Origin of the sequence: Achromobacter animicus, assembly GCF_040775605.1 — a bacterium.
In the GTDB taxonomy this organism is placed as follows: Bacteria; Pseudomonadota; Gammaproteobacteria; order Burkholderiales; family Burkholderiaceae_B; genus Achromobacter; species Achromobacter animicus.
The window spans coordinates 1,776,253-1,803,077 of the sequence record NZ_JAYGJK010000001.1; the positions used below are offsets into that span (position 1 = coordinate 1,776,253).

The window sequence follows — 26,825 nt, forward strand, 5'->3', positions numbered from 1 at the left end:
TTGTGCTCATGATGTCTCCTCGTTTTTTAGGCCGGCGGTTTTCCGCCGTGCTTGACCCTCCGCCGGCGAGACCGACATCGAGCTATCGCCACATTGGGGGCCGAGGCTGACGAGGTTCTGACGTGACCCTTACTTGAATCTTAAAATTGAAACAAATAGTAAACTCGCCGGGGAAGGCTAGGGATAGTCCTTAGCTGTCGGACGTCTCGGATGGGGGCGTGTAGAGGGGAAAAACGACACGGATGCGGGTGCCTGGCAAGTCGGAGTGTTCGGTGGGATGGTCGCCGATTTCGACGCTCGCCTGATGCTTCTGCGTGATTTCGCGCACGATGGCCAGGCCCAGGCCGCTGCCGTCGGATGACGTGCCCAGCACGCGGTAGAAGCGGTCGAACACGCGCTCGCGTTCGTCGGGCGCAATGCCCGGTCCGGAGTCCTCGACTTCCAGGATGCCTTGGCCGTCCGCTTGCAGCACGCGCACGGTGATATGGCCGCCGCGCGGGGTGTAGCGCAGCGCGTTGTCGACCAGGTTGTTCAGCAGCTCGGCCAGCAGCAGCGGATTGCCATTGATCTCGACAGGCGTGTCCGAGCCTTCGAACCCCAGATCCGTGCTGAGCGACAGCGCCAGCGGCACCCAGTGCATGGTCTGCTCGTAAGCGATGGCGTTGATGTCCGTGCGTGTCAGGCCGATCGCGCTGGGATTTTCAGCCCGGGCCAGCAGCAGCAACTGATTGACGAGCCGGGTCGCGCGCTCAGAACCGGTCACGAGCTGGCGCAGGCTGGATTGCATTTCCTCGGGACTGGCGTCCCGTAGCGCCAATTCAGCCTGTGTGCGCAATCCCGCCAGGGGCGTCTTCAACTGGTGCGCCGCGTCGGCCACGAAACGGCGCTGCGCCTGCACGTTGGCGGACAGGCGGTCCAGCAGGTCGTTCATGGCCGCGACCAGCGGGGCAATCTCGGAAGGCGCGGCGCGTTCGTCGATGGGCGAGAGGTCGTCGGGCCGGCGTGCGCGCAGCCGCTGCTGCAGCGCATTCAACGGCGCCACGCCGCGCGACAGGCCGAACCACACGAGCAGCACGGCGATGGGCAGCACCACGAACTGCGGAATGATCACGCCCTTGATGATGTCGTTGGCGAGCTGCGTGCGCTTTTCCACGGTCTCGGCCACGATGAACAGCGCGGGCTGAGTGCCGGGCAGATGCAGGTCCACCCAGGTGAAGGCCAGCCGGATGCCAAAGCCGCGCAGCGTGTCGTCTTCGTACTGGACTTCGCCGGGGCGGGGCTGGCCCACGGTGGTCGGCAGCGGCAGCGCGCGGTCGCCGCCCAGGTATTCGCCGCGGCTGCCCAGCGCCAGCCAGAACACGCTGTCGGTCTCGTCGGCGCGCAGCACGTCGCGGGCGGCATCGGTCATCTTCAGCACCGCGCGGCCATCCTGCGCGTGAACCTGGCGCGTCAGCACGTGCAGGTTGTTGGCCAGAGCCCGGTCGTACGGCACGTTGGCGATGTTCTGCGCCACCACGTAGGTGATGGCGACACTCATGGGCCACAAAAGGAACAGCGGCGCCAGCATCCAGTCCAGGATCTCGCCCAGCAGCGAACGTTGGGGCGGCGCAAAACTCGGGCCCTTGGACCCGGCTTGCATGATGTCCAGGGCTTCCTGGTTGAGCGGCTCTGGGGCGGGCTCAGCTTGCGAGGTACGCCGCACCCTGGTCCCGCTCAAGACAGTAGCCCAGGCCGCGCACGGTGACGATCTTCACGCCGCTGGGCTCGAGCTTTTTGCGCAGGCGATGCACATAGACCTCGATGGCGTTGGTGCTGACTTCCTCGCCCCATTCGCACAGGTGGTCCACGAGCTGGGTCTTGCTGACCATGCGGCCGCTGCGCGTCAGCAGGATCTCGAGCAGGCTGACCTCGCGCGCCGATAGATCCAGCGTCTGGTCGTCGACGATGGCGACGCGGCCGGTCTGGTCAAAGAGCAGCTTGCCATGCTTGAGCATGGTGCCGCCGCCGCCCGCGCCGCGTCGCGTCAACGCCCGCACGCGGGCCTCGAGTTCGGACAGCGCGAATGGCTTGGCCATATAGTCGTCGGCGCCCAGGTCCAGGCCCTTGACGCGCTGCTCGATGCTGTCGGCGGCGGTCAGGATGAGGACGGGCAGGGCGGAATTGCGGGCGCGCAGGCGGCGCAGCACTTCAAGTCCGGCCAGCTGCGGCAGGCCGAGGTCCAGGATGAGCAGGTCGAAAGCCTGGGCGGCCAGCGCGGAATCGGCGGACAGTCCGTCGCGCACGGCATCCACGGCATAGCCGTTGTGGCGCAACGAGCGGGACAGGCCGTCGGCCAGGATGCTGTCGTCTTCGGCGATCAGGATACGCATGGGCTGCTGCTAGGAAGAAACACCGCGGCCCGGGGGCGGAAAAAGGGCAAAATACCGGGATCGCTCCGGATTCTGTCACACGCCGCCGGGCTTGCCACTCAGGGTATACGTGCAAAGAACTGGCACACTGGTTATTTGTCCAGTACAATCCGATGCCATAATCTGAACCTCATTGCCAGACCCGCAGTTTTCCGACTTCCAGATACGTTACAGACAGGACTCCTCATGGACGACAAAACCACCAAGGCCGCCGCTTCGGAAAAAGCCAAGGCGCTTGCCGCCGCACTTTCGCAGATCGAAAAGCAGTTCGGCAAGGGCTCGATCATGCGCTACGGCGACAACGAGGTCTCGCACGACATCCAGGTGGTTTCCACGGGCTCGCTCGGTCTGGACATCGCGCTGGGCGTCGGCGGCTTGCCGCGCGGCCGCGTCGTTGAAATCTACGGTCCGGAATCGTCGGGCAAGACCACGCTCACGCTGCAGGTCGTCGCCGAAATGCAAAAGCTGGGCGGCACCTGCGCCTTCGTCGACGCCGAACACGCCCTGGATGTCCAGTACGCCTCCAAGCTGGGCGTCAACCTGTCCGACCTGCTGATCTCGCAACCGGACACGGGCGAACAGGCACTGGAAATCACCGACGCGCTGGTGCGCTCGGGCTCGGTCGACCTGATCGTCGTCGACTCGGTGGCCGCGCTGGTTCCCAAGGCCGAAATCGAAGGCGAAATGGGCGATTCGCTGCCCGGCCTGCAGGCCCGCCTGATGAGCCAGGCCCTGCGCAAGCTCACCGCCACCATCAAGAAGACCAACTGCATGGTCATCTTCATCAACCAGATCCGCATGAAGATCGGCGTCATGTTCGGCAACCCCGAAACCACCACCGGCGGCAATGCGCTCAAGTTCTACGCGTCCGTGCGTCTGGACATCCGCCGCATCGGCTCCATCAAGAAGGGCGACGAGGTCGTTGGCAACGAAACCCGCGTCAAGGTCGTCAAGAACAAGGTGGCGCCGCCGTTCAAGCAGGCTGAGTTCGACATCATGTACGGCGCGGGCATCTCGCGCGAAGGCGAAATCATCGACCTGGGCGTGGCCGCCAACGTCGTCGACAAGTCGGGCGCCTGGTACAGCTACAACGGCAACCGCATCGGCCAGGGCAAGGACAACGTCCGCGAATACCTGAAAGAACACAAGGACATGGCCATCGAGATCGAAAACCGCGTCCGCGAAAACCAGGGCATCGTCAGCCGCGCCGCTGAATTCGTGCCCACGGCGGAAGACACCGCCGAGTAATCCCGGGCATTCGACTGGGCTCGCCGCGGTTCGGGCTAGCCCCTTCGCCGGCCCGTCTGGGCTGGGAAACTGCGGCAGGCGCCACTTGGGCCTGCCGTTTTTTCTTGGGCCTGCCGTTTTGTTTAGCAAGCAGGAAAGCGCATGAGCTGGAAATCGACTCCCGCATCCGCCGAGCGCCAACGCGCCAGGTTGGACGACGAATTCGAAACGGTCGCCAAGCCGCAAGGCTTGCGGCGCACGTCCGATGCGCGGGTGGCCCGCGAGGCCGCGGCGCCTGGCGATTCGGCCGATGGCGTCGAACCCGCCGGCCTGTGGCAGCGCAGTTCCGAGCAACGTACTTCGGCTCAACGCGGCGCCGCGCGCGGCCGGCGCGCCGACCCTGCGGACGGCGCTGGCGAGGCAACCACGTCTGATGGCAAGCAGGCACGCAAGGGGCCGTCGCTGAAGATGCGGGCAGTGGGGTATCTATCGCGGCGCGAACACGCGCGCGAAGAACTGGCGCGCAAGCTGGCCGCTTACGCCGAAGACGCAGCCGAAGTCGAATCCGTGCTGGACGCGCTTGAGAAAGAGGGCTGGCTGTCCACCGAGCGCTTCGCCCAAAGCCTGGTCCACCGGCGCGCCTCACGGCAGGGTGCGGCGCGGATCGTGCAGGAACTGCGCCAGCACGGCGTGGACGACAATCAGGTCGCGGAATTGCGCGACCAGCTTCGCGCCACCGAATACGACCGGGCGCTTGAGGTCTGGAAAAAGCGCTTCAGCGCCAAGCCCGAAGATCGCACCGTCTATGCAAAGCAGGCGCGCTTTCTGGCCAGCCGCGGTTTCGCGCACGACGTCATCCGGCGCATCCTGGGCGAGGGCGACGAAGACTGACGCGGGGGCGGCGGGCGTTGTTCCCGCGGGCGTCGGCCCAGCCGGCGCCGCTGCAGTCGCCGCTGTCCCTTACGTGATCACTTCGCCGACTTGATGCCCGACAGCGTCTTGAAGCAGACGTCGCGGGTAATGGTCAGAAATTCATCGATATAAGAGGCGTCCGTGTCCTCGCTACGCACCGTCGCATACAGCGTGCGCCAGACGCCTTGCGGGCCCAGGCGGCAAAGCCGCAGCCATCCCTGATTCATGTATTCCGTCAACGCCCAATTGGGCAGGGCTGCCACGCCGCGATTGCTCGCCACCAGTTGCGCAATGATCGGCGTCAGCTCGGCCTTGCGGATGGCGGCCGGCTCCACGTCCGCCGGGTCCAGGAAGGCGGTAAAGACGTCCAGGCGCTGCTTGTCCACCGGATAGGTGATCAGCGTCTGGTCCGCCAACTGCTCCGGCATGACGAATTTGTTGCCGGCAAGCGGGTTGGATTCGGACACGGCCAGCACCAGTTCATATTTGAATAGCGGTAGGTAGTCCACTGCGTCCAGCGGCTGCGGGTCCGACGTGATGACCAGGTCCAGGTCGCCGCGCACCAGCGCGGGCAGGGGGGCGAAGGAGAACGCCGCGGACAGGTCCAGCGCCACATCCGGCCATTGCACGCGGAAGGCGTCCAGCGCCGGCATCAGCCACTGAAAGCAGGAATGGCAGTCGATCGCCAGGTGCAGCCGGCCGGTGCGTCCTGCAGCCAGGCGCTGCAAATCGCGCTCCGTGGCGCGGATGCGCGGTAAGACCTCGTCGGCCAGCGCCAGTACCCGCAAGCCCGCCGTCGTCAGCCGGGCCGGCCGCGTGCGGCGATTCAACAGGGGCGTACCCAGCCGGGTTTCCAGGTCCCGCAATTGGTGCGACAGCGCCGATTGAGTCAGGTGCAGGCGCTCTGCAGCTTCCTGCAGGCTGCCGCCGTCACGGATGGCGGTCAGGGTTTCAAGGTGGCGAATTTCCAGCATGGGGGCGGCTTCATACAAGACGAATCTACGAGGGCATCCCGGCGATGAATCTACCTTTCCGGGACCAAGCCGGCATTCTATGAGATTTCTTCATCTTATAAATGTGGACATTGATTTTGATTCATTTTGATTTGCCGTCAGAATGCTCGTCACTTGAACAAATTTTGTGGGATGGCAAGTTCACATGACTACGATTCATAATTTGGGATTCCCCCGCATTGGTGCCCAACGCGAGCTCAAGCGGGCCGTTGAAGGCTATTGGGCCGGCAAGCAAACCGCCGAAGCATTGGAGGAAACGGGCCGCGAACTGCGCGCCCGCCATTGGCGCCTTCAGGCGGCAGCGGGCGTCAAGCTTGTGCCCGTGGGCGATTTCGCCTGGTACGACCAGATCCTCGAATGGACGACGCTGCTCGGCGCCGTGCCCGCGCGCTTCGGCCAGAAGGACAATGAGCCGGTCTCGCTGGACACGCTCTTTCGCATGGGCCGCGGACGCGCGCCGTCGGGCAAGCCCGCCGCCGCCTGCGAAATGACGAAGTGGTTCGATACCAACTACCACTACATCGTCCCCGAGCTGGTGCCCGGCCAGACCTTCCGCGTTGCCCGCGACACCCTGTTTGAGCAGGTCAAGGAAGCGCAGGCGCTGGGTCTGCAGGTCAAGCCGGTCATTCCCGGCCCGCTGACCTGGCTGTTCCTGGGCAAGGGCGACGCATTCGCCGACGGTCCCGCCGATGCCGGCAAGCTGCAGCTTCTGACGGCGCTGCTGCCGGTCTACCAGGACGTGTTGACGCGCTTTGCCAAGCTGGGCGTCGAGTGGGTGCAGATCGACGAGTCCATCCTGGCGCTCGATCTGCCGCAAGCCTGGCGCGACGCGTTCAAACAGGTTTACGAAACGCTGTCCGCCAACCCGGTCAAGCTGCTCGTCGCGACCTACTTCGATGGTCTGAAGGACAACCTGCCGACGGCGCAGGCCTTGCCGGTGGCCGGTCTGCACGTGGATCTGGTGCGCGCGCCGGAGCAGCTGGCCGCGGTGGTCGCCGGCCTGAATGACGGGCAGGTGCTGTCCGCGGGCATCATCAATGGCCGCAACATCTGGCGCACCGACCTGGACGCTGCCATCGCCACGCTGGCTCCGGTCGCGCGCCAATTGGGCGACCGCCTGTGGCTGGCGCCGTCGTGCTCGCTGCTGCACGTGCCGGTCGACCTGGAAAACGAAACGGATCTGGACGCCGAACTCAAGAGCTGGCTGTCCTTTGCCGCCCAGAAGCTGGATGAGCTGAGCCTGCTGGGCCGCGCGCTCGACAGCGCCACGGATCCGACCGTGCAGGATGGGCTGGCCACGCAACGCGCTGCACTGGCCGCGCGACGCGCTTCGGTGCGCATTCACAATCCGGCCGTGGCCCAGCGCATGGCTGCCGCCCCAGGCGTGTCGCGCGACCGCGCGCCGTTCGCCGGCCGCATCGCGCGCCAACAGCAGCAGCTGGGGCTGCCCGCCTATCCCACCACGACCATCGGCTCGTTCCCGCAAACCGCCGAAATCCGCGCGCTGCGCCGCGACTGGAAGGCCGGCGCCCTGACGGATTCCGCGTACGAAGCCGCCATCCGCAAGGAGATCGAGGAAGTCATCCGCTTCCAGGAAAAAGTGGGCCTGGACGTACTGGTGCACGGCGAGCCCGAGCGCAACGACATGGTGGAGTATTTCGGCGAGCTGCTGGCCGGCTTCGCCTTCACGAAGAACGGCTGGGTGCAAAGCTATGGATCGCGCTGCGTGAAACCGCCGATCATCTTCGGCGACGTGGCGCGCCCCGCGCCCATGACGGTCGGCTGGTCGTCCTACGCGCAGTCGCTGACCGGCAAGCCGGTCAAGGGCATGCTGACGGGTCCGGTCACCATCCTGCAATGGTCGTTCGTGCGCGATGACCAGCCGCGCGAGCAGACCTGCCGCCAGCTTGCGCTGGCCCTGCGCGACGAGGTCGTGGATCTGGAAGCGGCCGGCATCAACGTCATCCAGATCGACGAGCCCGCCATCCGCGAAGGCCTGCCCCTGCGCCGCGCCGACTGGCAGGCGTACCTGGACTGGGCCGTGGACTGCTTCCGCCTGTCGACCGCCGGCGTGCGCGACGAGACGCAGATCCACACCCATATGTGCTATTCAGAGTTCAACGACATCATCGAATCCATCGCGGCCATGGACGCCGACGTGATCACGATCGAAACGTCGCGGTCCAACATGGAACTGCTCAAAGCGTTCGAGGATTTCCGTTACCCGAACGACATCGGCCCCGGCGTGTACGACATCCACTCGCCCAACGTGCCCGAGGTGGACTGGATGGTGGACCTGATGAACAAGGCTGCCGCCCGCCTGCCCAAGGAGCGCCTGTGGGTGAACCCCGATTGCGGCCTGAAGACGCGTGCCTGGCCGGAAACCGAGGCGGCACTGATCGGCATGGTCCAGGCGGCCCGCGCGCTGCGCGACGCGGCCTGAAGCCATGGTCCGTCCCCGGCGCGCGGGCGCCGGGGCGCCGCATCCGCCAACCCGGCCGTGCCCCTGCCGCGCGCCGGTTTTTTTGCCGTCCGCCGACAGCGAATCCAGGGCCGATCTGGCGCCAGCCCCGCGCGTGCCGGTGGCGCCCCGCATGCCAGCGGGTGGGATAGCGGGCCATCCCCCGGCCAATTAATACGATTGCGACAGGCCGCCTGCGCTATACTTTGAAGGTTTTGTTGCCGCGCACCATTACGCGCTGGCCGTCTCTGCCCCGCAGGCCCCACGCATGCCCTTGCCACCGCCGGATTGTCCTCGTCAGCCGCTGCATACGCGTTCCATACGTGTGCAGTCGTACGCGCGCGACGACGGCAACTGGGACCTGGAAGCCGAGCTTATCGACGTCAAGGCGTACGATTTCCCCAAGCGCGACGGCGAGATGTTCAAGGCGGGGCAACCCATCCACCATATGCACCTGCGCATCACCATCGACGAGCAATTCTCGATCGTGGCGGCTCAGGCCGTCTATGACGCGGCGCCTTACGGCGAGCATTGCAAGGCCATCGAGCCGGCGTACACTGACCTGATCGGCATGAACCTGCTCAAGGGGTTCCGTCGCCAGGTCAAAGAGCGGTTCGGGCATGTGGAAGGCTGTACGCACATGACCGAACTGTCGCAGGTGCTTCCCACCGCGGCGGTCCAGACCATGGCCAACCGCCGGCGGCAGGAACCCAACCCGAACCGGCGTCCATTCCAACTGGACGGCTGCCATGCGCTCAGCACTGGCGGCCCTGTGGTGGCTGAGCATTATCCCGAGTGGTACACCGGGGGTAGCGCTGAGGCATCGGCCGAGTCGTCCTCCGATTCACCTTCTTTTTCTCATACGTCCTGACAGGTAACACATGAAAATCCACGAGTATCAAGGCAAGGAACTGCTGAAGCAATTTGGCGTCCCCGTGCCGCGCGGGATCCCCGCTCTTTCCGTCGACGAGGCCGTGGCTGCCGCTGAAAAGCTGGGTGGACCGGTTTGGGTCGTCAAGGCACAAATCCACGCGGGTGGCCGCGGCAAGGGCGGCGGCGTCAAGCTGGCCCGCTCGCTGGACGACGTCCGCAAGCTGGCCTCCGAAATCCTGGGCATGCAGCTCATCACGCACCAGACCGGCCCCGAAGGCCAGAAGGTTCGCCGCCTGTACATCGAAGACGGCGCCGACATCCAGAAGGAATACTACGTGTCGCTGGTCACCGACCGCGCCACGCAGAATGTCGCTTTCATCGCTTCCAGCGAAGGCGGCATGGACATCGAGGAAGTGGCTCACTCCACGCCCGAAAAGATCATCACCGAATACATCGACCCGCTGACCGGCCTGTCCGCCGAGCAAGCCACCAAGATCGCCAACGCGATCGGCCTGCCCGCCGACTCGACCGCCCAGGCCGTTGACGTGTTCCAGAAGCTCTACAAGTGCTACATGGACACCGACGCCTCCCTGGTCGAAATCAACCCCCTGAACCGCGACAGCAAGGGCAACATCATCGCCCTGGACGCCAAGTTCAACTTCGACTCCAACGCCCTGTTCCGTCACCCGGAAATCGTCGCCTACCGCGACCTGGACGAAGAAGATCCCGCTGAAATCGAAGCCAGCAAGTTCGACCTGGCCTATATCCAGCTCGACGGCAACATCGGCTGCCTGGTGAACGGCGCCGGCCTGGCCATGGCCACGATGGACACCATCAAGCTGTTCGGCGGCGAGCCGGCCAACTTCCTGGACGTCGGCGGCGGCGCCACGGCCGAGAAGGTGACTGAAGCCTTCAAGATCATGCTGGCCAACAAGAGCGTCAAGGCCATCCTGGTCAACATCTTCGGCGGCATCATGCGCTGCGACGTCATCGCCGAAGGCGTGATCGCTGCTTGCAAGGCCGTCAACCTGAACGTGCCGCTGGTCGTCCGCATGAAGGGCACCAACGAAGAGCTCGGCAAGAAGATGCTGGCTGAATCGGGTCTGCCCATCATCAGCGCCGACACGATGGCCGAAGCTGCCACCCGCGTCGTAGCCGCCGTCAAGTAAAGAGAAAATCAAGGATTCACAATGTCGATTCTGATCAACAAGGACACCAAGGTCATCACCCAGGGCATCACGGGCAAGACGGGCCAGTTCCACACCCGCATGTGCCGTGAGTACGCCAATGGCAAGGCCGCCTTTGTGGCCGGCGTGAACCCCAAGAAGGCGGGTGAAGACTTCGAAGGCGTGCCGATCTTCGCATCGGTCAAGGACGCCAAGGCTGACACCGGCGCCACCGTGTCGGTCATCTACGTGCCGCCCGCCGGCGCCGCTGCCGCCATCTGGGAAGCCGTCGAAGCCGAGCTGGAACTGGTCATCTGCATCACCGAAGGCATCCCGGTCCGCGACATGCTCGAAGTCAAGAACCGCATGAAGGCCAAGGGCAGCAAGACGCTGCTGCTGGGCCCGAACTGCCCCGGCCTGATCACCCCGGACGAAATCAAGATCGGCATCATGCCCGGTCACATCCACCGCAAGGGCCGCATCGGCATCGTCAGCCGTTCGGGCACCCTGACGTACGAAGCCGTGGCGCAAGTCACCGAACTGGGCCTGGGCCAATCCAGCGCTGTCGGTATCGGTGGCGACCCCATCAACGGCCTGAAGCACGTCGACGTGCTCAAGCTGTTCAATGACGATCCCGACACCGACGCCGTCATCATGATCGGCGAAATCGGCGGTCCGGACGAAGTCAACGCCGCGCAGTGGGCCAAGGACAACATGAAGAAGCCGGTCGTCGGCTTCATCGCTGGCGTCACCGCCCCTCCCGGAAAGCGCATGGGCCACGCCGGCGCGCTGATCTCCGGCGGCGCCGACACGGCCGACGCCAAGCTGGAAGTCATGGAAGCCTGCGGCATCCGCACCACGCGCAACCCCTCCGAAATGGGCAAGCTGCTCAAGTCGGTGCTGTAAGTCTCAGCATTGCGCAATAAAAAGCCCGCTTCGGCGGGCTTTTTTTCGTCCATCTTTTTGGTGATTTCTTAGGGTAATCCCGCGTCCAGGAAGCGGTCGGGGCAATCATACGGAAAGCTGAACGAAACTATAATGAAAGAAATTTTGCGCGTACCAGCAAGAATGCCGTCGGGCTCGCACCAAGACGGTCAGTACGTTTCTCCGTTCAAATTCATCCATTAATTTGGTTTTCTCCTAGGGGGATCACACCTAGGAAAGAGAGGCATGGAACTCAGTTCAGCGGCATTCTGGATCGCGTTGCTCCAGATCATTTGGGTCAACATTCTGCTATCAGGCGACAACGCCGTGGTTATTGCGCTGGCGGCGCGTTCACTGCCTCCGGCACAACAGAAAAAAGCGATCGTGGTCGGTTCCGCCGCTGCGATCATCATGCGTATCGTGCTGACGCTCGTGGCGGCCAAGTTGTTGCTGCTGCCGTGGCTCAAGCTGATCGGCGCACTGCTTCTGGTCTACATCGGCGTTACGCTGCTGCTGCCGGAAGGCGAAGAAGACGGCGCCGGCAAGACGCAGGGCAATCTTTTCACCGCCATCCGCACCATCATGATCGCCGACCTGGTCATGAGCCTGGACAACGTGGTGGCCGTCGCCGCCGCGGCAATGGGCGATACGACGTTGCTGGTGCTCGGCCTGGCCATCAGTATTCCCCTGGTCATCTTTGGCAGCACGCTGCTCCTGAAGGTCATCGAACGCTTCCCGCTCATCGTCTGGGTCGGTGCGGCGCTGTTGGGCTTCATCGCGGGCGAACTGCTGGTGGGCGATCCGGCTTTGCAAGAGCCCGTTGCGCGTATTGACGCCGCGCTGGGTGTGACGCAGCATAGCTTCGCGCTGATGTCGGGCGCACTCGGTGCAGTGCTGGTGCTGCTGATTGGTAAAGTTTTACTGATGCGCCAGAAAGCTGACTGAAAGCTGAACTACAATAATATGTTTTTCTAAATAAACCTGCCGCGCGAAGGCGCGCGGCAGGGCGGCCGGGCCGGGACCGGCCATTCTTTTCATAAATGCCTTCGGGGGTTCAAAGTGCTTGAGTTTTTTCAGACGCTGAGTTGGGCAGCGGTATTTCAGATCATCCTTATCGACATCCTGCTCGGCGGCGACAACGCTGTCGTGATCGCGCTGGCGTGTCGCAACCTGGCGCCCAAGCAGCGCATGCAAGGCATCTTGTGGGGCACCGCGGGCGCAATCATCCTGCGTGTCGTCCTGATCGCCTTCGCGATGCAGCTCCTGAACATCCCGTTCCTGAAGGTCGTGGGCGCGCTGCTGCTCGTCTGGATCGGCGTCAAGCTTCTGGTTCCCGAAGACGATGCGCATGGCGACATCAAGGGCGGCACTTCCATCGTCGCCGCGATCAAGACCATCATCATTGCTGACTTCGTGATGAGCCTGGACAACGTGATCGCCATCGCCGGCGCCGCGCAGAATGCGCATGCCGACCATCAGCTGGGCCTGGTCATTTTCGGCCTGGTCGTCAGTGTGCCGATCATCATCTGGGGCAGCACGCTGGTGCTCAAGCTCATCGACCGCTATCCGCTGGTCGTCACCTTCGGCGCGGGCCTCCTGGGCTGGATCGCCGGCGGCATGCTGGTCACCGACGTTATTGTCGAGCGTCAATTTGGCGTTCAGCCGACTACGGTTAAAATCGCCGCTGAAATTATTGGCGCCTTGCTCGTTGTTGTCCTTGGACGGTGGCTTGCAAGCCGCAAGAACGCTTCCAAGGAATCAGCACATGAGTCTGCGTAGATCCACCGATCCCCAGCAATCCGAATCGGGCCTGAGCCTTCTTCAGGGTCTGTTCGTGCTGGCCATCCTCGGCGTAGTCGCGACGATCATCGTCTCCAACTTCGTTTGATGGCATCACGTGTCTCTGCCGCAACGTCTGGTCATTGCGACCCGCGCCAGCCGGCTTGCCCTGTGGCAAGCCGAGCATGTGCGCGATCGGCTGCGCACGCTGTACCCAGCGTGCGCAGTTGAACTTCTTACCCTGACAACCCGAGGCGACCAGATCCTCGACCGCACGCTGTCCAAGGTGGGCGGCAAGGGTCTGTTCGTCAAGGAACTCGAAAACGCGCTGCTCGACGGGCGCGCCGATCTCGCCGTTCACTCCCTCAAGGACGTGCCGGTGGATCTGCAAGCCCCGTTCGAGCTTTGCGCCGTCCTCGATCGTGCGGATCCGCGCGATGCCTTCGTGTCCAACCGGTATGCCTCGCTGGCGGACCTGCCCGCGGGCGCCGTGGTCGGCACGTCCAGTCTGCGCCGCGAATCCCAGATCCGTTCCCGGTTTCCCGCCCTAGTGGTCAAGCCCCTGCGCGGCAACCTGGATACGCGCCTCGGCAAGCTCGACAAAGGCGACTACGACGCCATCGTGCTGGCGGCGGCGGGTCTGGAACGTCTTGGCATGGGCGAGCGCATTCGCAGCCTGCTCGACCCGGCCGACAGCCTGCCGGCCGCAGGGCAGGGCGCTCTCGGCATCGAAATCCGCGACGATCGCGACGACATGCGTGCGTGGCTCGCGCCGCTGGTCAGCACAGACACCACCGCCTGCGTGCTCGCGGAGCGCGCTGTGTCTCGCAAGCTGGGCGGCTCCTGCCAGGTGCCCCTGGCCGCGTTTGCCCAGATCGCCGGCGACACACTGTCGCTGCGCGCGCTGGTCGCGTCGCCCGACGGCACCCGCATCGTTCACGCCACGCACACTGGTCCGGTGGATCAGGCCGAAGCCATCGGCGAAGCCGCCGCCTCCGAATTGCTGGACGCGGGCGCCGCGGCGATCCTGCGCGAACTCCTGCACAACGAGCCGCACTGATGGATCCGGCGTTTGCAGCCGCCGAAGGGCCGCGCATCGCCATCCTGACGCGGCCAGCGGGGCGCAACGAAGCGCTGGCGGGCCGCCTGCAGGGCGCCGGTTGGCAGCCGTGCATCCTGCCCGCGCTTGAAATCCATCCCATCTCCGTCGCATCCGAAGACCTGCCCCGGCCTTCGGCGTTCGACCTCGTCGTGTTCGTCAGCGGCAATGCGGCCCGCCAGTACCTGAACCAGCTTTCCCAGGCTGAAGGCGCCGCCGATTGGCCCGCGGGCGTGGCCGCGGCCACGGTCGGGCCCGCCAGCGCACAGGCGCTGCGCGAGACGGGCTTCTTTGGCGCGAATACAACAGTTCTGCATCCGGACGAGTCCGCACCCACCCACGATTCCGAGGCGCTGTGGCGAGTGCTCGAGGCCCAGCCTACGCTGCCCGCGCGCGTGCTGGTGGTGCGTGGCACCCAGGGACGCGACTGGCTCGGCGACAAACTCGAGGCCCATGGTGTCCACGTAGTGCGTCACGCCGCCTACCAGCGGCAGCCGGCTCGCTGGACGCCTGATCAGCTCGCTAACGTGCGGCGCTGGGCCGATACGGGTGTTATCGCCACCTGGTTGCTCACCAGCGGGGAGGGCGCAGACGCCGTCCAGAATCAGCTTCACGCAGCAGGTCTGACTGACTGGTGGCTGCGCTGCCGCTTTGTGATCACGCACCCCTCGCTGGTGCGCCGCCTGCCACCGTCCTGCCATGGCGCGGCTGGATCGGCGATGGTAAAAATCTGCGTGCCGAACGACGAGTCGATATTCCAGGCTTTTGTTGCTGCTTGATTCGTTGGTTCGGACTGACACCGAATACAATCGCGTCATGACAGATAAGACTCCCGCTACCGATTCGGCCGTTCATCCGGCCGCCCCGGACGCAAGCGCGTCCGCATCGGCCCCGGCCGCCTCCGTCAAGGCCCGTCCGGCCAAGCGCGGCAGTGGCCCCTTGGTCACCGCCCTGATAATCGTCATCCTGCTGGCCGTTGGCCTGGGTTATGCGCTGTGGAAGCAACGCACTCAGTTCGTCTCCGCCGGCCGCGAAGTCGCAACGCGCCTGGATACGCTCGGTGCCGACGTCGCGCAAGCCCGCAAGGACACCCGCGAAGCCCTCGCTCTGGCGCAGGCGCAGTCGGGCCGCGTCGCCGAACTCGAAGACACGCTGCGCGAGACGCAAAGCCAGTACAACGCCCTGCAGCAGGCCTGGCAGAACTTCAACGACAGCGCCAGCGACGAATTGCTGGCCAACGACGTCGAGCGGCTGCTGACGATCGCCAACCAGCAATTGCGTCTGGCGGGCAATGTCTCCAACGCGATCGTTGCGCTGGAAACCGCCCAATCGCGCCTGGCGCGCGCCGACCGTCCGCGTTTCTCCAGCCTGCAGCAATCCATCAACGGCGACCTGGACCGACTGCGCGCCGTGTCCACCGTCGATATCCCCGCCCAGTCGGGCCGCATCGAGCGCCTGGTCGCGCTGATCGGCAAGGCGCCGCTGCTGGTGCCCGACACCGTGTCGCCCGGCGTGGCGCCGGTAGGCCAGGCCCAGCCGCCCGCGCCGGCCCCCGTCGTTGATCCGCAGGCAGGGCTCCCCGCCGACGCGCCCTGGTGGCAGCGCTGGCGCGCCGAAGTCGCCTCGTGGCCTGGCCGCGCGGGCTCCGCGCTGGCCCATGAACTTGGCGGACTCATCACCATCCAGCGCGTGGATGAACCTGCCGCGCTGTTGTTGTCGCCCGAGCAAGCCGATCAGGTGCGCGGCACGCTGCGCCAGCGGCTGCTGACGGCGCAATTGGCAATGCTGATGCGCCAGCCGTCCGTCTGGAAGAGCGAGCTCGATAACGTCGGTTCGACGCTTTCCAAATACTTCGATGGCCGTTCGCCCGACACCGTCGCCGCGCAAACCCTCGCGCGTGAACTGGCCCAGACCGACATCGCCGTGCGCATGCCGGACGTGGCGGACAGCCTGAATGCCGTCGCGGCCTTGCGCGCCGCGGGCTTCAAGACCAGCGAGCAGGACTGAGCTCATGCGTACCTGGTTCTGGACCCTGCTGCTCGCCGTCGTCGCCGTCGCCCTGGCGGTGGTTCTGCGCTCGCATTCGGGCAACGTGCTGCTTCTGGTGTGGCCGTGGCGCATCGAGATGTCGCTGACGCTCGCCGTCCTGCTCATCGTCGCGACGTTCATCATCCTGTATGTCGGCCTGCGCCTGCTGGCCTGGCTGCTCGCCATTCCCGATCGCGTCCGAGCCTGGCGCGGCAAGCGTGCCCAGGCGCGCGACCATGAATTGCTGGAACGTGGCTGGATTGGTCTTCTCGAAGGCCGCTATTCCCATGCCGAAAAAGACCTGACGAAGCTTCTGGACCAGACCAAGGTCCGCACGCGCCGAGTCCTGGCCGCGCTGTCGGCCGCCCGTGCCGCGCATGGTCTCGGTGAATTCGACCGGCGCGATCGCTTGCTTGCCAACGCGCAGGAACAGGCCGGCACGGATCCCGGCCTGCTTGAAGCCACGGCCACGGTTTCCGCCGATATGCTGCTGGATCAGGGCCGCGCCGAGCGGGCCTTGACCGTGCTGGGGCCACTGGCCGACGGTGGCGCGCGCCATCTGCACACCATGCGCCTGCTGCTGCGCGCACATACGGCCTTGAATCACCAAGAGCAGGTCTTCACGCTGGCGCGCGGTCTTCTGCGCCGCAATGCATTGGGCCGCCCCGAAGCCGACGTGCTGATCGACGCGGCCGGCGCCGCGCGCCTGCGGGCTGCGGCAGGCCAGGATGCCTGGCGCCCCATCTGGAAAGACCTCAAGGCCGAAGAGCGCCTGCTGCCTGAAATCGCCCTGGCGGGCGCGGCGGCCTTCGAAGCCGCTGGCGAACCCAACGAAGCCGCCCGCGTGCTGGAGTCGGCCATCGCCGTCAAGTTCAATCCCGCCCTGGTGGCGGCCTACGCGCGCTGCGACGCCGAACACGTGTCGCGCCGCCTGGCCAAGGCCGAAACCTGGCTGCATCAACGTCCCACCGATCCCGACCTGCTGACTGCGCTGGGCATGCTGTGCCTGAACGGCCAGCTTTGGGGGCAGGCCGAACGCTATCTGCTGCGCAGCCTCGCGCGACGCAGCGATGCGCAGACGCATGCATTGCTGGGCAGTCTCTACGATCGCCTGGATCGCCCGGTCGACGCCGTGCGCCACTGGCGCCTGGCGACGGCCGCCAGCATGGCTCTGCCCGTGCTGGCCTCGGATGCAGCGCTTCCCGCCGCGGACACCGGTTCGGATCCCTACCGCGTGGACGCCGAAGGCGGCTATGCCGTCGGCCTGTCGGACACCGACAGCGACACGGACGTCGGCGGCGATTACCCGGCCTTGCCCGCCGGTGCCGCGGCAGCGCCCGTCGCCGCGTCGGCCTCGGACTACGTGCTGGACCCGGACGCGCGCGTCAGCAAGGCACAGCACGACCGCGCCCTTGCACCCGAAGATGCGCCGCTGGCACGCGGCACGTCCGACATTGATGAATACTTCGACAGCGCGCCGATCCCGGCTGCCGCTTTCGACGAGCCGGTGCCCACGTACGCGCCGATGCCTGCGCCCGCGGCGCCCGCCGCCAAGCCGGCGCCGCCCGCGGCGCCCGTGCCGACCACCAAGCCGCCGTTCAAGGACGACGGCTCGATTTGAATATCTTTTCAGACAAACAAGGTTGAACCATGAGTCTTGATCGCGTCTCCCCTGGCAAGAAGTTGCCCGAAGACTTCAACGTCATCATCGAAATCCCCATGAACGCCGACCCGGTGAAGTACGAGGTCGACAAGGATTCCGGTGCGATCTTCGTTGACCGCTTCATGCTGACGGCCATGCACTACCCGTGCAACTACGGCTACATCCCCCAGACCCTGTCCGAAGACGGCGATCCCGCCGACGTGCTGGTCCTGACCCCGTTCCCGATCCAGATCGGCGCCGTCGTGCGCTGCCGCGCCATCGGCGTGCTGGAAATGGACGACGAGTCGGGCGGCGATGCCAAGCTGCTGGCCGTGCCGATCGAAAAGCTGTACCCCCCGTACCGCAACATCAAGTCCTACGAAGATCTGCCGACGGAAGACATCTCCCGCATCCAGCACTTCTTCGAGCACTACAAGGACCTGGAAAAGGGCAAGTGGGTCAAGGTCAAGGGCTGGAAGGGCGTGGACGCCGCACACGAGGAAATCGTGCGCAGCGCCGAGCGCTACACCAAGGGCTGATCGGGCTATCGGCCAGCCGGCATCATCGCGCTGGCTGGCACTTTCCTGCGGCGCGGCCGCGACGGCTGCGGCCAGTCGCAGCCGCGCCGTTGTCTTGTGGGGCTTCCGATCCATCCGGCACTCGCTTTGGCCGCAGAAAGGGCTACACTCGCGAGTGCTTTTTCAAACGCCCGGCCGCCCAACAACAACACCGCCCCATCGCGGGGTCACAGGGCAAGCCAAGCGCGCGCGCGTCGGGGTAATATTTTTCCCGGTTTTTCCGGTCACGTATTTGTCATAGGTTGATAGCTCATGGACTACGTTTTGCCTCCCCAGCCGCCCGTCGCGGTTCCCGTTGCCGGCAGCGCCGCGCTGTTCCCCGTGCGCCGCGTGTATTGCGTCGGCCGCAATTACGCCGAACACGCCAAGGAAATGGGTTTCACCGGCCGTGAAGATCCGTTCTTCTTCTGCAAGCCCGCCGACGCGGTGCTGTTCGTGGCCGATGGCGAAACCGGCAAGATGCCGTACCCGCCCAAGACGTCCAACCTGCACTACGAAATGGAGCTGGTCGTGGTGCTGGGCAAGGGCGGCCGCGACATCCCCGTCGATCAGGCCAACGAATGCGTGTGGGGCTATGCGCTGGGTCTGGACATGACCCGCCGTGACCTGCAAGGCGAAATGAAGAAGCAGGGCCGTCCCTGGGAAATCGGCAAGGCGTTCGACCAGTCCGCGCCGCTGGGTCCCATCCACCCGCGCAGCGTGGTCGGCACGCTCGACAAGGGCGCCATCTGGCTGGACGTCAACGGCGAGCGCAAGCAATCCAGCGACATTTCGCAGATGCTGTGGAACATTCCGGAAAGCATTTCTTATCTGTCGGGCCTGTTTGAACTGCAGCCCGGCGACATCATCTTCACCGGTACGCCTGAAGGCGTGGGCGCCGTGCGCCAAGGTGACGTGATCACTGGCGGCGTCGAAGGCCTGGGCGAACTGCGCGTGCAGATCGCCTGAGCATAGGCGCTTTCATCTTTTCATTTTGGAGTTAGAGCATGCGCGGCAAGTTTGTGCTGACTGCCTTTGTCGTATTCGGCTTCGTGCTGGCCGGTTGCAATACCGTTGCCGGCATGGGCAAGGATGTGTCCCGGGCGGGCAATGCCATCACCAACGCCGCCGACAAATAATCGGCGCGCGGCGGTAAAAAAAGCCCCTTGAGCAATCAAGGGGCTTTTTGCTTGTGACGTGGAAAACGTTCTACAGCACGTCGCCCGCGTAGTCGGCCAGGCGCGAACGTTCGCCGCGTTGCAACGTGACGTGGCCAGAGTGCGGCCAGCCCTTGAAGCGGTCGACCACGAACGTCAGGCCGGAGCTGCCTTCTGTCAGGTAGGGGGTGTCGATCTGGGCGACGTTGCCCAGGCAGATCACCTTGGTGCCGGGACCCGCGCGGGTGACCAGCGTCTTCATCTGCTTGGGCGTCAGGTTCTGCGCTTCGTCGATGATGAGGTACTTGTTCAGGAAGGTGCGGCCGCGCATGAAGTTCAGGGACTTCACTTTGATGCGCGAGCGGATGAGGTCCATGGTAGCCGCGCGGCCCCAGTCCCCGTTGCCTTCGCCATCGCCCATGTTCAGCACGTCGAGGTTGTCTTCCAGCGCGCCCATCCAGGGCAGCATCTTTTCCTCTTCGGTGCCAGGCAGGAAACCGATGTCTTCACCGACAGGCACCGTGACGCGCGTCATGATGATCTCGGTATAGCGTTTGGTTTCGAGCACCTGCGTGATGCCCGCCGCCAACGCCAGCAGCGTTTTGCCGGTGCCCGCCTGGCCCAGCAGCGACACGAAATCGCATTCCGGGTTCATCAGCAGGTTCATGGCGAAGTTCTGCTCGCGGTTGCGCGCCGTGATGCCCCAGACATTGTTCTTGCCGTGGGTGTAGTCGCGCAGGGTGGCCAGCACCGCCATCTTGCCGCTGACTTCGCGTACCTGCGCATACAGCGGCATCTGGCCTTCAAAGTAGACGAACTGATTGACGACGAACTGCGAACACAGCGGGCCGTGAATGCGGTAGAAGGTGGTGCCGCCCTGTTGCCAGGATTCGACGTCCTTGCCGTGCTTGTTCCAGAAGTCTTCGGGCAACTGCATCACGCCCGAATACATCAGGTCCGAGTCTTCAAGGACGTGGTCGTTGAAGTAGTCTTCGGCGGCCATGCCCAGCGCGCGCGCCTTCAGGCGCATGTTGATGTCCTTGGACACCAGCACGACCTCGCGCTGCGGGTACTTTTCCTGCAGGGCGCGCACCACGCCCAGGATCTGGTTGTCGGCCTTGCCCATCGGCAGGTCCGAGGGCAGGGTGCTGTGGATGGCGGTCGTCTGGAACATCAGACGGCCGGTGGCGTCCTTGTTGCCCAGCTTTGCCAGTTCCAGCCCTTCGTCAAGGTGCGTGGCGTCCTGCACCAGCGAGTCCAGCGAACGGCTGACCTGACGCGCATTGCGCGCCACCTCGGACATGCCCTTCTTCTGGTGATCCAGTTCTTCCAGCGTCATCATCGGCAGGAAGATGTCGTGTTCTTCAAAGCGGAACAGCGAGCTGGGGTCGTGCAGCAGCACGTTCGTGTCCAGCACGAACAACTTGCGCGGGGCGTTCTCGGCGCGCGCCTTGCTGCGCTTGGCCGGCGCGGGCGTGGCCTTGGCCTGGCGCGCTGGGGCGCGGGCGGGGGGCGCGGCCGGGGCGGCCGGCGGCGTTTCGTGGGCAGGGGACGGCGTGTGGGCCTTGCGCGCCGGCGCCGCCAGACCATCAAGTTCTGGCTGGACCAGCAGCTCGTCCTCGTCGTCGGCGAGGGCAGCCTGAGTGTTGGACCGCGCAGCGGCAGTCTTGGTCGTGCGGGCCTGCGCCCGGGCGGATTCGCCCGAGGGGAAGGTCAGGATGGCTGCGGGGCGGGTAGGCAACTTCGGAAGCGGCATATGCGTCACTCTCCTGTTTGGGCCGGCTATAGCGCCTGACGGGTTTCCTGTGCGGCTAACCGATGCTCTTGGCGGCTTGCAGGACTTCCTTCGCGTGGTTCGGGACCTTCACCCCGCGCCACTCCTGCACCAGCACGCCATAGGCGTCGATCAAGAAGGTGCTGCGTTCGATGCCGCGCACCTGCTTTCCATACATGTTCTTCTGCTTGATGACGCCGAATAGGTTGCAGACGGTTTCGTCGGCGTCGGAGATGAGAGGGAAAGGAAGCTCGTACTTGGCCTTGAAATTCTCGTGCGACTTAAGCGAGTCGCGCGAGATGCCGATCACGATCGCACTGGCCGACAGGAAGTCGCCATGCAGATCGCGGAAATCCTGGCTTTCGGTGGTGCAGCCGGGCGTGTTGTCCTTGGGGTAGAAATACAGGATCACGGCCCGCCCCTGGCATTGTTCAAGGCTGATGGGGCCTATCGTGCTTTCGGCGGTGAACAGCGGGGCGGGTTTGCCTATGCTCGGCGTCATTGACTGGTAGCTCCATTGGGCGGGATGAGGGCGACGACCACGCGCCGTCCCTCAGCCATCAGGATGTTGTAGGTGCGCGAGGCGGCGTGGGTGTCCATCGTTTCCACGCCAATGCCCACGGCCAAAAGGGGACGCAATACTTCAGGGCGCAGGAACAGCTGCTTGCCGCCGGTGCCCACCAGCAGGACTTCGGGCGCGTTGGCCGGCCGGCTGGGCGCGGCTTCCGGGGCATCCAGAAAATCCAGGGGGTTGCGGGCGGGCTCGGACAATCCGGCTGCCTGGAGCAAGAGGGAGGAGGTAATGTCGGCCGGCGACTCAACGGGCCAGATGGTCACTTCGCCTTCGGGGCCGAAAGCGACCGAGGAGGAAAAACGTACCTGGTTGACCTCGATATAGCCATCGCCGTAAGCGGTGACAGTGTTAAGAGCGGCCGTCGCAGGATCGGTATGCAGCTTCAATAAAAACTCCGGCTATACGTGCTTGATAATAGCGCATCGGACACGGCGCATGTTGCAACGTATCCACGAGGGAAAAGGGGCTTTTTTTTCCCATTTGCCCCTCAGGCGTCGTTGCGCTAGATTACAGGGTTTTGCTGCGCTGCAATCGTGTGCTGGCGCGGTTCTAAGCCCCCTTTCCCCTTCGCGCGACCGCGCCCTGGTCTTTTTGCCTTTTCGCCCCTAAGGATTCCCATCATGAGGAAGTTCTCTCGCATCGAGCGTTTGCCCCCGTACGTTTTCAACATTACCGGCGAGCTCAAGATGGCGGCGCGTCGGCGTGGCGAAGACATCATCGACATGTCGATGGGCAATCCGGATGGGGCAACGCCCAAGCACATCGTCGACAAGATGGTCGAGGCGACCAGCCGTCCCACCACCCACGGCTACTCGGTGTCCAAGGGCATCCCGCGTCTGCGCAAGGCGATCTGTGACTGGTATCAGCGCCGCTACGCGGTCGAGTTCGATCCGGACTCCGAAGCCATCGTCACCATCGGTTCCAAGGAAGGCCTGGCCCACCTGATGCTGGCCACGCTGGACCGCGGCGACACCGTGCTGGTGCCCAATCCCAGCTACCCGATCCACATCTATGGCGCCGTCATCGCCGGCGCCAACATCCGTTCCGTGCGCATGACGCCGGGCGTGGACTTCTTCGAGGAACTGGAACGCGCCGTGCGCGAATCCATCCCGAAGCCCAAGATGATGGTGCTGGGCTTTCCCAGCAACCCGACCGCGCAGTGCGTCGACCTGTCGTTCTTCGAGCGCGTGGTCGCGCTGGCCAAGGAACACGACATCCTCGTCGTGCATGATCTGGCCTACGCCGACATCACGTTCGACGGCTACGTGGCCCCGTCCATCATGCAGGTGCCCGGCGCGCGCGACGTCGCCGTCGAGTTCTTCACGATGAGCAAGAGCTACAACATGGCGGGCTGGCGCATCGGCTACATGGTCGGCAACCGCGAGCTCGTGAACGCGCTCGCGCGCATCAAGAGCTATCACGACTACGGTACGTTCACGCCGATCCAGGTGGCGTCCATCGCCGCGCTGGACGGTCCGCAGGACTGCGTGAACGAAATCGTGGCGCAGTATCAAAGCCGCCGCGACGTGCTCGTGCGCGGCCTGCATGAAGCAGGTTGGAATGTGGAAATTCCCAAGGCGTCCATGTACATCTGGGCGCAGATCCCCGAACCCTACCGGGCGATGGGCTCTTTGGAATTTGCCAAGCGTGTCCTGTCGGATGCGAAAGTGGCCGTGTCCCCCGGGATCGGCTTCGGCGAGTATGGCGACGAATACGTGCGCTTCGCTCTTATCGAAAACGAGCAGCGCACCCGCCAGGCGGTGCGCGGCATCAAAGATATGTTCCGCAAGGACGGTCTGCTGAAGTGATGGGTGCCCACCCCCGCAGCGCTGCGCGCTTCCCCCTCTGAGGGGGCATGCCTGCGGACCGGCGGAGCCGGATCCGCGGCATCGCGATCGGGTGGCAACAGCTTCATGCACAGGATTATGGAGAAGTGAAATGAATTCCCCTCAACGCCCGCCCGCAGAGGGCGGCGCGATGAAACCCATGAAGGTGGGTCTGCTGGGTCTTGGCGTGGTTGGCGGCGGCACGTGGACCGTGCTGTCCCGCAACGCCGAGGAAATCGCGCGCCGCGCCGGCCGCCGCATTGAAGTCGTTCGCGCCGCCGTGCGCGACGTGGAAAAGGCCCGCGCCCGCGTGGGCGATTCCATCGCGGTTGATACGGACGGTCACGCGCTGGTGCGCGATCCTGAGATCGACATCGTCGTCGAGCTCATCGGCGGCGACACCCTGGCCCGCGAGCTGGTGCTGGAAGCCATCGCCAACGGCAAGCATGTGGTCACGGCCAACAAGGCGCTGCTGGCCAAGCATGGCAACGAGATCTTCGCCGCCGCCTCTGAGCGCGGCGTGATGGTGAACTTTGAAGCCGCCGTCGCCGGTGGCATCCCCATCATCAAGGCGATCCGCGAAGGCCTGACCGCCAACCGCATCCAGTGGGTGGCCGGCATCATCAACGGCACCACCAATTTCATCCTGTCCGAAATGCGTTCGCGCGGCCTGCCGTTCGCCGACGTGCTGGCCGAAGCCCAGCGCCTGGGTTACGCCGAAGCCGATCCCACGTTCGACGTGGAAGGCGTGGACGCCGCGCACAAGCTCACGCTGCTTGCCTCGCTGGCATTCGGCGTGCCCGTGCAGTTCGACCGCGCCCACATCGAAGGCATCTCGCAACTGGCAGCCGAAGACATCGAGCACGCCGAGCGTCTGGGTTACCGCATCAAACTGCTTGGCATCACCAAGCGCCGCCCCGACGGCATCGAACTGCGCGTGCACCCGGCGCTGGTGCCGTCCGAGCGTCTGCTGGCCAACGTCGAAGGCGCGATGAACGCGGTGCTGGTCAAGGGCGACGCCGTCGGCCCCACGCTGTATTACGGGCAGGGCGCGGGCGAAGAGCCCACCGCCTCGGCCGTCGTGGCCGACCTGGTCGACGTCACGCGCCTGCACACCGCCGATCCGGGCAACCGCGTGCCGCATCTGGCCTTCCAGCCGGACGCCATGTCGGACACGCCCATCCTGCCGATTGAACAGGTCAGCACGTCCTACTACCTGCGCCTGCGCGTCGACGATCAGCCGGGCGTGTTGGCGGACATCGCCCGCATCCTGGCCGACCGCGGCATTTCCATCGGTTCGATGATCCAGCAACCGTCGCACATCGGCGGCGCGGACATCATCTTCCTCACGCACGAGGCCATGGAAGGCAACGTCAACCAGGCCATCGAGCGCATCGAGTCGCTGCCGTTCGTGCGGTCCAAGGTGACGCGTCTGCGCGTGGAGAACCTGACCTGATGAAGCCTGGCTCCCTCGCCAGGGAGTCCGGCCCATCGAGGAGCCATTGATATGAAATACATCTCGACGCGCGGGGGCATGGCCCCGCTCGAATTCTCCGACATCCTGCTCGAAGGCCTGGCGCCCGACGGCGGGCTGGCCGTGCCGCAGACGCTGCCCCAGGTCTCCGCTGAAACGCTGGAATCCTGGCGCGGCCTGTCGTATGCCGACCTGGCATTCGAAGTGCTGTCGCTGTTCGCCACGGACATTCCTGCGGACGACCTGCGCCGTCTGACTCGCGCCGCCTACACGCCGCAAATCTTCAGCAGCGAGGACATCGTGCCGCTGCGTCCGCTCGACGGCGGGCTGTCGTTGCTGGGCTTGTCGGAAGGGCCGACGCTGGCGTTCAAGGACATGGCCATGCAGTTTCTTGGCCAGGTTTTCGAATACGTGCTGGAAAAGCGCGGCACCACGCTGAACATCGTGGGCGCCACCTCCGGCGACACGGGCTCGGCGGCGGAATACGCGCTTCGCGGCAAGAAGGGCGTGGCGGTGTTCATGCTGTCGCCGCACGGCCGCATGAGCGCCTTCCAGCGCGCGCAGATGTATTCGCTGCAAGACGAGAACATCCACAACATCGCCGTGCGCGGCGTGTTCGACCAGGCGCAGGACATCGTCAAGTCGCTGGCCGGCGACCTGGACTTCAAGAACCGGTATCGCCTGGGCGCCGTGAACTCGATCAACTGGGCGCGCATTGCCGCCCAGGTCGTCTACTACTTCCACGGCTGGCTGCGCGCCACCGAACGCGCCGGACAGCAAGTGTCCTTTGCCGTGCCGTCGGGCAACTTCGGCAACATCCTGTCGGGTCACATTGCCCGCCGCATGGGCTTGCCGATCCGCCGCCTCGTGCTCGCCACGAACGAGAACAACGTGCTGGAAGAGTTTTTCCGTACCGGCGTGTATCGTCCGCGTCCCGCCGAGCAGACGTACGCCACCTCCAGCCCGTCGATGGATATCTCGCGCGCCTCCAACTTCGAGCGCTTCGTGTTCGATCTGGTGGGCCGCGATACCGATCGCGTGAAGGCGCTGTGGACGGCGCTGCCGCGGGATGGCGCGTTCGATCTGTCCGACATGAAGGATCAGTTCGAGTCGCAGTATGGCTTCGTGTCGGGCGCCAGCTCGCATGTGGACCGTCTGGCGACGATTCGCGCCTTGTACGACGCTACTGGCGTGCTGGTTGACCCGCACACCGCGGATGGCGTGAAGGTCGCGCGCGAATTCGTCGAGCCGGGCATTCCCATGCTCGTGCTGGAAACCGCGCTGCCGGCCAAGTTCTCCGAGACCATCGAGGAAGCGCTTGGCCGTCCCGCGACGCCGCCCGGCAACCTCGCCGATCTTGAATCGCTGCCGCAGCGCGTCGAAGTGATGGACTGCGACGAAGCGTCCGTACGCCGTTTCATCGAGGCGCACGCCAAGGTGTAAGCACGCTTGCCGCTTGTATACGGTTGCAACCCCTCTCAGGCGCGCCCTTAGAGGGGTTTTTCTTTATTGGGGCCAGGTCCGATTACGTTCTTAAGCATTTTGCGCACAACCCGACACGATTTCGGGGGTCGATTCGGCTAGAGTGAAATCACTATTCAACACTCGGAGAACACGACCATGAACCTGAAGACCATGACGTTGGCCCTGGTGATGACCGGCGTTGGAGTACTGGCCGGATGCTCGTCGCCTTCGGTTATCAACCAACGCGACGGATCTTCGACCGTAGCGCCCGACGAGCCCGAATACGACAAGAAGTCGGGCATGTATGAATACGAACAGAACGGCAAGAAGGTTCAGATCAACAAGGACGACGTGAAGTCGATCGAAGAGGTCAAGTAAGCCAGCCTGACTCTTTACTGTCTGCACCAAGCAAAAGCCCCGGCTGTCATGGCCGGGGCTTTTATTTTGGTGCGGAATGAACGGGCGAG

At 64.6% G+C, this 26,825-nt stretch carries 27 protein-coding genes; 20 read left to right on the top strand and 7 right to left on the bottom strand.

Going from position 1 to position 26,825, the window contains the following annotated elements; genetic code table 11:
• Nucleotides 1-190 precede the first annotated feature (190 nt).
• The gene (locus tag AB3147_RS07995; RefSeq protein ID WP_175124730.1) at nucleotides 191-1,567 is read right to left on the bottom strand and encodes a sensor histidine kinase; all 1,377 of its coding nucleotides are present in this window, start codon (nucleotides 1,565-1,567) and stop codon (nucleotides 191-193) included.
• Nucleotides 1,568-1,679: 112 nt separating this feature from the next.
• A complete protein-coding gene (locus AB3147_RS08000) occupies nucleotides 1,680-2,369 on the bottom strand; it encodes a response regulator transcription factor (protein WP_175124640.1) in 690 nt (229 codons plus the stop codon).
• A gap of 225 nt (nucleotides 2,370-2,594) precedes the next feature.
• Here AB3147_RS08000 and recA point away from each other — a divergent pair, with 225 nt between their 5' ends.
• Both recA and recX read left to right on the top strand, forming a co-directional pair.
• Nucleotides 2,595-3,656 (top strand): recombinase RecA, encoded by a 1,062-nt coding sequence (recA, locus tag AB3147_RS08005; RefSeq protein ID WP_175124639.1) that lies wholly within the window; start codon nucleotides 2,595-2,597, stop codon nucleotides 3,654-3,656.
• A 141-nt stretch (nucleotides 3,657-3,797) separates the two neighbouring features.
• Nucleotides 3,798-4,526: a recombination regulator RecX gene (gene recX / locus AB3147_RS08010; protein WP_367351696.1), complete on the top strand. Its 729-nt coding sequence runs from the start codon at nucleotides 3,798-3,800 to the stop codon at nucleotides 4,524-4,526.
• A 77-nt stretch (nucleotides 4,527-4,603) separates the two neighbouring features.
• Here recX and AB3147_RS08015 read toward each other — a convergent pair whose 3' ends face one another.
• A complete protein-coding gene (locus AB3147_RS08015) occupies nucleotides 4,604-5,521 on the bottom strand; it encodes a LysR family transcriptional regulator (RefSeq protein WP_175138779.1) in 918 nt (305 codons plus the stop codon).
• Between the two features lie 184 nt (nucleotides 5,522-5,705).
• On the opposite strand from AB3147_RS08015, the gene metE reads away from it, so the two are divergent.
• The 5 genes from metE (at nucleotide 5,706) to AB3147_RS08040 (ending at nucleotide 11,929) form a co-directional block, all read left to right on the top strand.
• Nucleotides 5,706-8,003, top strand: coding sequence for a 5-methyltetrahydropteroyltriglutamate--homocysteine S-methyltransferase (gene metE, locus AB3147_RS08020; protein WP_367351697.1), 2,298 nt, complete (start codon nucleotides 5,706-5,708; stop codon nucleotides 8,001-8,003).
• A 286-nt stretch (nucleotides 8,004-8,289) separates the two neighbouring features.
• Entirely contained in the window at nucleotides 8,290-8,892 is a 603-nt protein-coding gene (locus tag AB3147_RS08025) for a DUF2889 domain-containing protein (protein ID WP_175124635.1), read from the top strand.
• Nucleotides 8,893-8,902: 10 nt separating this feature from the next.
• Nucleotides 8,903-10,063, top strand: coding sequence for an ADP-forming succinate--CoA ligase subunit beta (gene sucC, locus AB3147_RS08030; RefSeq protein ID WP_056567354.1), 1,161 nt, complete (start codon nucleotides 8,903-8,905; stop codon nucleotides 10,061-10,063).
• A gap of 21 nt (nucleotides 10,064-10,084) precedes the next feature.
• Nucleotides 10,085-10,966: a succinate--CoA ligase subunit alpha gene (gene sucD / locus AB3147_RS08035; RefSeq protein ID WP_056567350.1), complete on the top strand. Its 882-nt coding sequence runs from the start codon at nucleotides 10,085-10,087 to the stop codon at nucleotides 10,964-10,966.
• A gap of 264 nt (nucleotides 10,967-11,230) precedes the next feature.
• Nucleotides 11,231-11,929, top strand: coding sequence for a TerC family protein (locus AB3147_RS08040; RefSeq protein ID WP_105238013.1), 699 nt, complete (start codon nucleotides 11,231-11,233; stop codon nucleotides 11,927-11,929).
• On the opposite strand, the gene AB3147_RS08045 is transcribed toward AB3147_RS08040, so the two are convergent.
• Nucleotides 11,903-12,178 carry a hypothetical protein gene (locus AB3147_RS08045; protein WP_254594178.1) on the bottom strand — a complete coding sequence of 92 codons (276 nt, stop codon included), beginning with the start codon at nucleotides 12,176-12,178 and terminating at the stop codon, nucleotides 11,903-11,905. The two genes, AB3147_RS08040 and AB3147_RS08045, sit on opposite strands and share 27 nt — an antisense overlap.
• Here AB3147_RS08045 and AB3147_RS08050 point away from each other — a divergent pair.
• The 9 genes from AB3147_RS08050 (at nucleotide 12,065) to AB3147_RS08090 (ending at nucleotide 19,228) form a co-directional block, all read left to right on the top strand.
• Entirely contained in the window at nucleotides 12,065-12,763 is a 699-nt protein-coding gene (locus AB3147_RS08050; protein ID WP_218895259.1) for a TerC family protein, read from the top strand. The two genes, AB3147_RS08045 and AB3147_RS08050, sit on opposite strands and share 114 nt — an antisense overlap.
• The gene (locus AB3147_RS08055; RefSeq protein WP_255357201.1) at nucleotides 12,750-12,872 is read left to right on the top strand and encodes a hypothetical protein; all 123 of its coding nucleotides are present in this window, start codon (nucleotides 12,750-12,752) and stop codon (nucleotides 12,870-12,872) included. The genes AB3147_RS08050 and AB3147_RS08055 overlap by 14 nt, the downstream gene beginning before the upstream one ends.
• A 9-nt stretch (nucleotides 12,873-12,881) precedes the next feature.
• Nucleotides 12,882-13,823 carry a hydroxymethylbilane synthase gene (gene hemC, locus AB3147_RS08060; protein WP_367351698.1) on the top strand — a complete coding sequence of 314 codons (942 nt, stop codon included), beginning with the start codon at nucleotides 12,882-12,884 and terminating at the stop codon, nucleotides 13,821-13,823.
• Nucleotides 13,823-14,641: a uroporphyrinogen-III synthase gene (locus AB3147_RS08065; protein ID WP_367351699.1), complete on the top strand. Its 819-nt coding sequence runs from the start codon at nucleotides 13,823-13,825 to the stop codon at nucleotides 14,639-14,641. The genes hemC and AB3147_RS08065 overlap by 1 nt, the downstream gene beginning before the upstream one ends.
• Before the next feature lie 37 nt (nucleotides 14,642-14,678).
• Nucleotides 14,679-15,869 (top strand): uroporphyrinogen-III C-methyltransferase, encoded by a 1,191-nt coding sequence (locus tag AB3147_RS08070; RefSeq protein ID WP_175138775.1) that lies wholly within the window; start codon nucleotides 14,679-14,681, stop codon nucleotides 15,867-15,869.
• Nucleotides 15,870-15,873: 4 nt separating this feature from the next.
• Entirely contained in the window at nucleotides 15,874-17,511 is a 1,638-nt protein-coding gene (locus tag AB3147_RS08075; RefSeq protein ID WP_175124631.1) for a heme biosynthesis HemY N-terminal domain-containing protein, read from the top strand.
• 29 nt (nucleotides 17,512-17,540) lie between these two features.
• Complete coding sequence (gene ppa, locus AB3147_RS08080; RefSeq protein WP_175124630.1) at nucleotides 17,541-18,071, top strand: inorganic diphosphatase; 531 nt, start codon at nucleotides 17,541-17,543, stop codon at nucleotides 18,069-18,071.
• A gap of 291 nt (nucleotides 18,072-18,362) precedes the next feature.
• Nucleotides 18,363-19,058, top strand: coding sequence for a fumarylacetoacetate hydrolase family protein (locus AB3147_RS08085; RefSeq protein WP_128827800.1), 696 nt, complete (start codon nucleotides 18,363-18,365; stop codon nucleotides 19,056-19,058).
• A 38-nt stretch (nucleotides 19,059-19,096) separates the two neighbouring features.
• Complete coding sequence (locus tag AB3147_RS08090; protein WP_056567326.1) at nucleotides 19,097-19,228, top strand: entericidin A/B family lipoprotein; 132 nt, start codon at nucleotides 19,097-19,099, stop codon at nucleotides 19,226-19,228.
• 70 nt (nucleotides 19,229-19,298) lie between these two features.
• Here the strand turns inward: AB3147_RS08090 and AB3147_RS08095 are convergent, their stop codons facing one another.
• The 3 genes from AB3147_RS08095 to AB3147_RS08105 are packed head-to-tail and all read right to left on the bottom strand — an operon-like array spanning nucleotide 19,299 to nucleotide 21,980.
• Nucleotides 19,299-21,002: a PhoH family protein gene (locus AB3147_RS08095; RefSeq protein WP_367351700.1), complete on the bottom strand. Its 1,704-nt coding sequence runs from the start codon at nucleotides 21,000-21,002 to the stop codon at nucleotides 19,299-19,301.
• Nucleotides 21,003-21,057: 55 nt separating this feature from the next.
• The gene (locus AB3147_RS08100) at nucleotides 21,058-21,522 is read right to left on the bottom strand and encodes a peroxiredoxin (protein WP_056567320.1); all 465 of its coding nucleotides are present in this window, start codon (nucleotides 21,520-21,522) and stop codon (nucleotides 21,058-21,060) included.
• On the bottom strand, nucleotides 21,519-21,980 hold the full coding sequence (locus AB3147_RS08105) for an Mth938-like domain-containing protein (RefSeq protein WP_218345095.1): 462 nt from the start codon (nucleotides 21,978-21,980) through the stop codon (nucleotides 21,519-21,521). The genes AB3147_RS08100 and AB3147_RS08105 overlap by 4 nt, the downstream gene beginning before the upstream one ends.
• 234 nt (nucleotides 21,981-22,214) lie before the next feature.
• Here AB3147_RS08105 and alaC point away from each other — a divergent pair, with 234 nt between their 5' ends.
• From alaC to AB3147_RS08125, 4 genes are all read left to right on the top strand, one after another.
• Nucleotides 22,215-23,402, top strand: coding sequence for an alanine transaminase (gene alaC, locus AB3147_RS08110; RefSeq protein ID WP_056567313.1), 1,188 nt, complete (start codon nucleotides 22,215-22,217; stop codon nucleotides 23,400-23,402).
• A gap of 169 nt (nucleotides 23,403-23,571) precedes the next feature.
• Nucleotides 23,572-24,876 carry a homoserine dehydrogenase gene (locus tag AB3147_RS08115; RefSeq protein WP_279973229.1) on the top strand — a complete coding sequence of 435 codons (1,305 nt, stop codon included), beginning with the start codon at nucleotides 23,572-23,574 and terminating at the stop codon, nucleotides 24,874-24,876.
• A gap of 51 nt (nucleotides 24,877-24,927) precedes the next feature.
• Entirely contained in the window at nucleotides 24,928-26,337 is a 1,410-nt protein-coding gene (thrC, locus tag AB3147_RS08120; protein WP_218345094.1) for a threonine synthase, read from the top strand.
• Between the two features lie 177 nt (nucleotides 26,338-26,514).
• Complete coding sequence (locus AB3147_RS08125) at nucleotides 26,515-26,736, top strand: YgdI/YgdR family lipoprotein (protein WP_056567306.1); 222 nt, start codon at nucleotides 26,515-26,517, stop codon at nucleotides 26,734-26,736.
• Nucleotides 26,737-26,825: the final 89 nt, after the last annotated feature.

Excerpts from the sequence above, each read along its gene's own strand:
- AB3147_RS07995 (WP_175124730.1), bottom strand. The coding sequence starts at position 1,567 with ATGCTGGCGCCGCTGTTCCTTTTGTGGCCCATGAGTGTCGCCATCACC.
- AB3147_RS08000 (WP_175124640.1), bottom strand. The coding sequence starts at position 2,369 with ATGCGTATCCTGATCGCCGAAGACGACAGCATCCTGGCCGACGGCCTG.
- recA (WP_175124639.1), top strand. The coding sequence starts at position 2,595 with ATGGACGACAAAACCACCAAGGCCGCCGCTTCGGAAAAAGCCAAGGCG.
- recX (WP_367351696.1), top strand. The coding sequence starts at position 3,798 with ATGAGCTGGAAATCGACTCCCGCATCCGCCGAGCGCCAACGCGCCAGG.
- AB3147_RS08015 (WP_175138779.1), bottom strand. The coding sequence starts at position 5,521 with ATGCTGGAAATTCGCCACCTTGAAACCCTGACCGCCATCCGTGACGGC.
- metE (WP_367351697.1), top strand. The coding sequence starts at position 5,706 with ATGACTACGATTCATAATTTGGGATTCCCCCGCATTGGTGCCCAACGC.
- AB3147_RS08025 (WP_175124635.1), top strand. The coding sequence starts at position 8,290 with ATGCCCTTGCCACCGCCGGATTGTCCTCGTCAGCCGCTGCATACGCGT.
- sucC (WP_056567354.1), top strand. The coding sequence starts at position 8,903 with ATGAAAATCCACGAGTATCAAGGCAAGGAACTGCTGAAGCAATTTGGC.
- sucD (WP_056567350.1), top strand. The coding sequence starts at position 10,085 with ATGTCGATTCTGATCAACAAGGACACCAAGGTCATCACCCAGGGCATC.
- AB3147_RS08040 (WP_105238013.1), top strand. The coding sequence starts at position 11,231 with ATGGAACTCAGTTCAGCGGCATTCTGGATCGCGTTGCTCCAGATCATT.
- AB3147_RS08055 (WP_255357201.1), top strand. The coding sequence starts at position 12,750 with ATGAGTCTGCGTAGATCCACCGATCCCCAGCAATCCGAATCGGGCCTG.
- AB3147_RS08065 (WP_367351699.1), top strand. The coding sequence starts at position 13,823 with ATGGATCCGGCGTTTGCAGCCGCCGAAGGGCCGCGCATCGCCATCCTG.
- AB3147_RS08070 (WP_175138775.1), top strand. The coding sequence starts at position 14,679 with ATGACAGATAAGACTCCCGCTACCGATTCGGCCGTTCATCCGGCCGCC.
- AB3147_RS08075 (WP_175124631.1), top strand. The coding sequence starts at position 15,874 with ATGCGTACCTGGTTCTGGACCCTGCTGCTCGCCGTCGTCGCCGTCGCC.
- ppa (WP_175124630.1), top strand. The coding sequence starts at position 17,541 with ATGAGTCTTGATCGCGTCTCCCCTGGCAAGAAGTTGCCCGAAGACTTC.
- AB3147_RS08085 (WP_128827800.1), top strand. The coding sequence starts at position 18,363 with ATGGACTACGTTTTGCCTCCCCAGCCGCCCGTCGCGGTTCCCGTTGCC.
- AB3147_RS08090 (WP_056567326.1), top strand. The coding sequence starts at position 19,097 with ATGCGCGGCAAGTTTGTGCTGACTGCCTTTGTCGTATTCGGCTTCGTG.
- AB3147_RS08095 (WP_367351700.1), bottom strand. The coding sequence starts at position 21,002 with ATGCCGCTTCCGAAGTTGCCTACCCGCCCCGCAGCCATCCTGACCTTC.
- AB3147_RS08100 (WP_056567320.1), bottom strand. The coding sequence starts at position 21,522 with ATGACGCCGAGCATAGGCAAACCCGCCCCGCTGTTCACCGCCGAAAGC.
- alaC (WP_056567313.1), top strand. The coding sequence starts at position 22,215 with ATGAGGAAGTTCTCTCGCATCGAGCGTTTGCCCCCGTACGTTTTCAAC.
- AB3147_RS08115 (WP_279973229.1), top strand. The coding sequence starts at position 23,572 with ATGAAACCCATGAAGGTGGGTCTGCTGGGTCTTGGCGTGGTTGGCGGC.
- thrC (WP_218345094.1), top strand. The coding sequence starts at position 24,928 with ATGAAATACATCTCGACGCGCGGGGGCATGGCCCCGCTCGAATTCTCC.
- AB3147_RS08125 (WP_056567306.1), top strand. The coding sequence starts at position 26,515 with ATGAACCTGAAGACCATGACGTTGGCCCTGGTGATGACCGGCGTTGGA.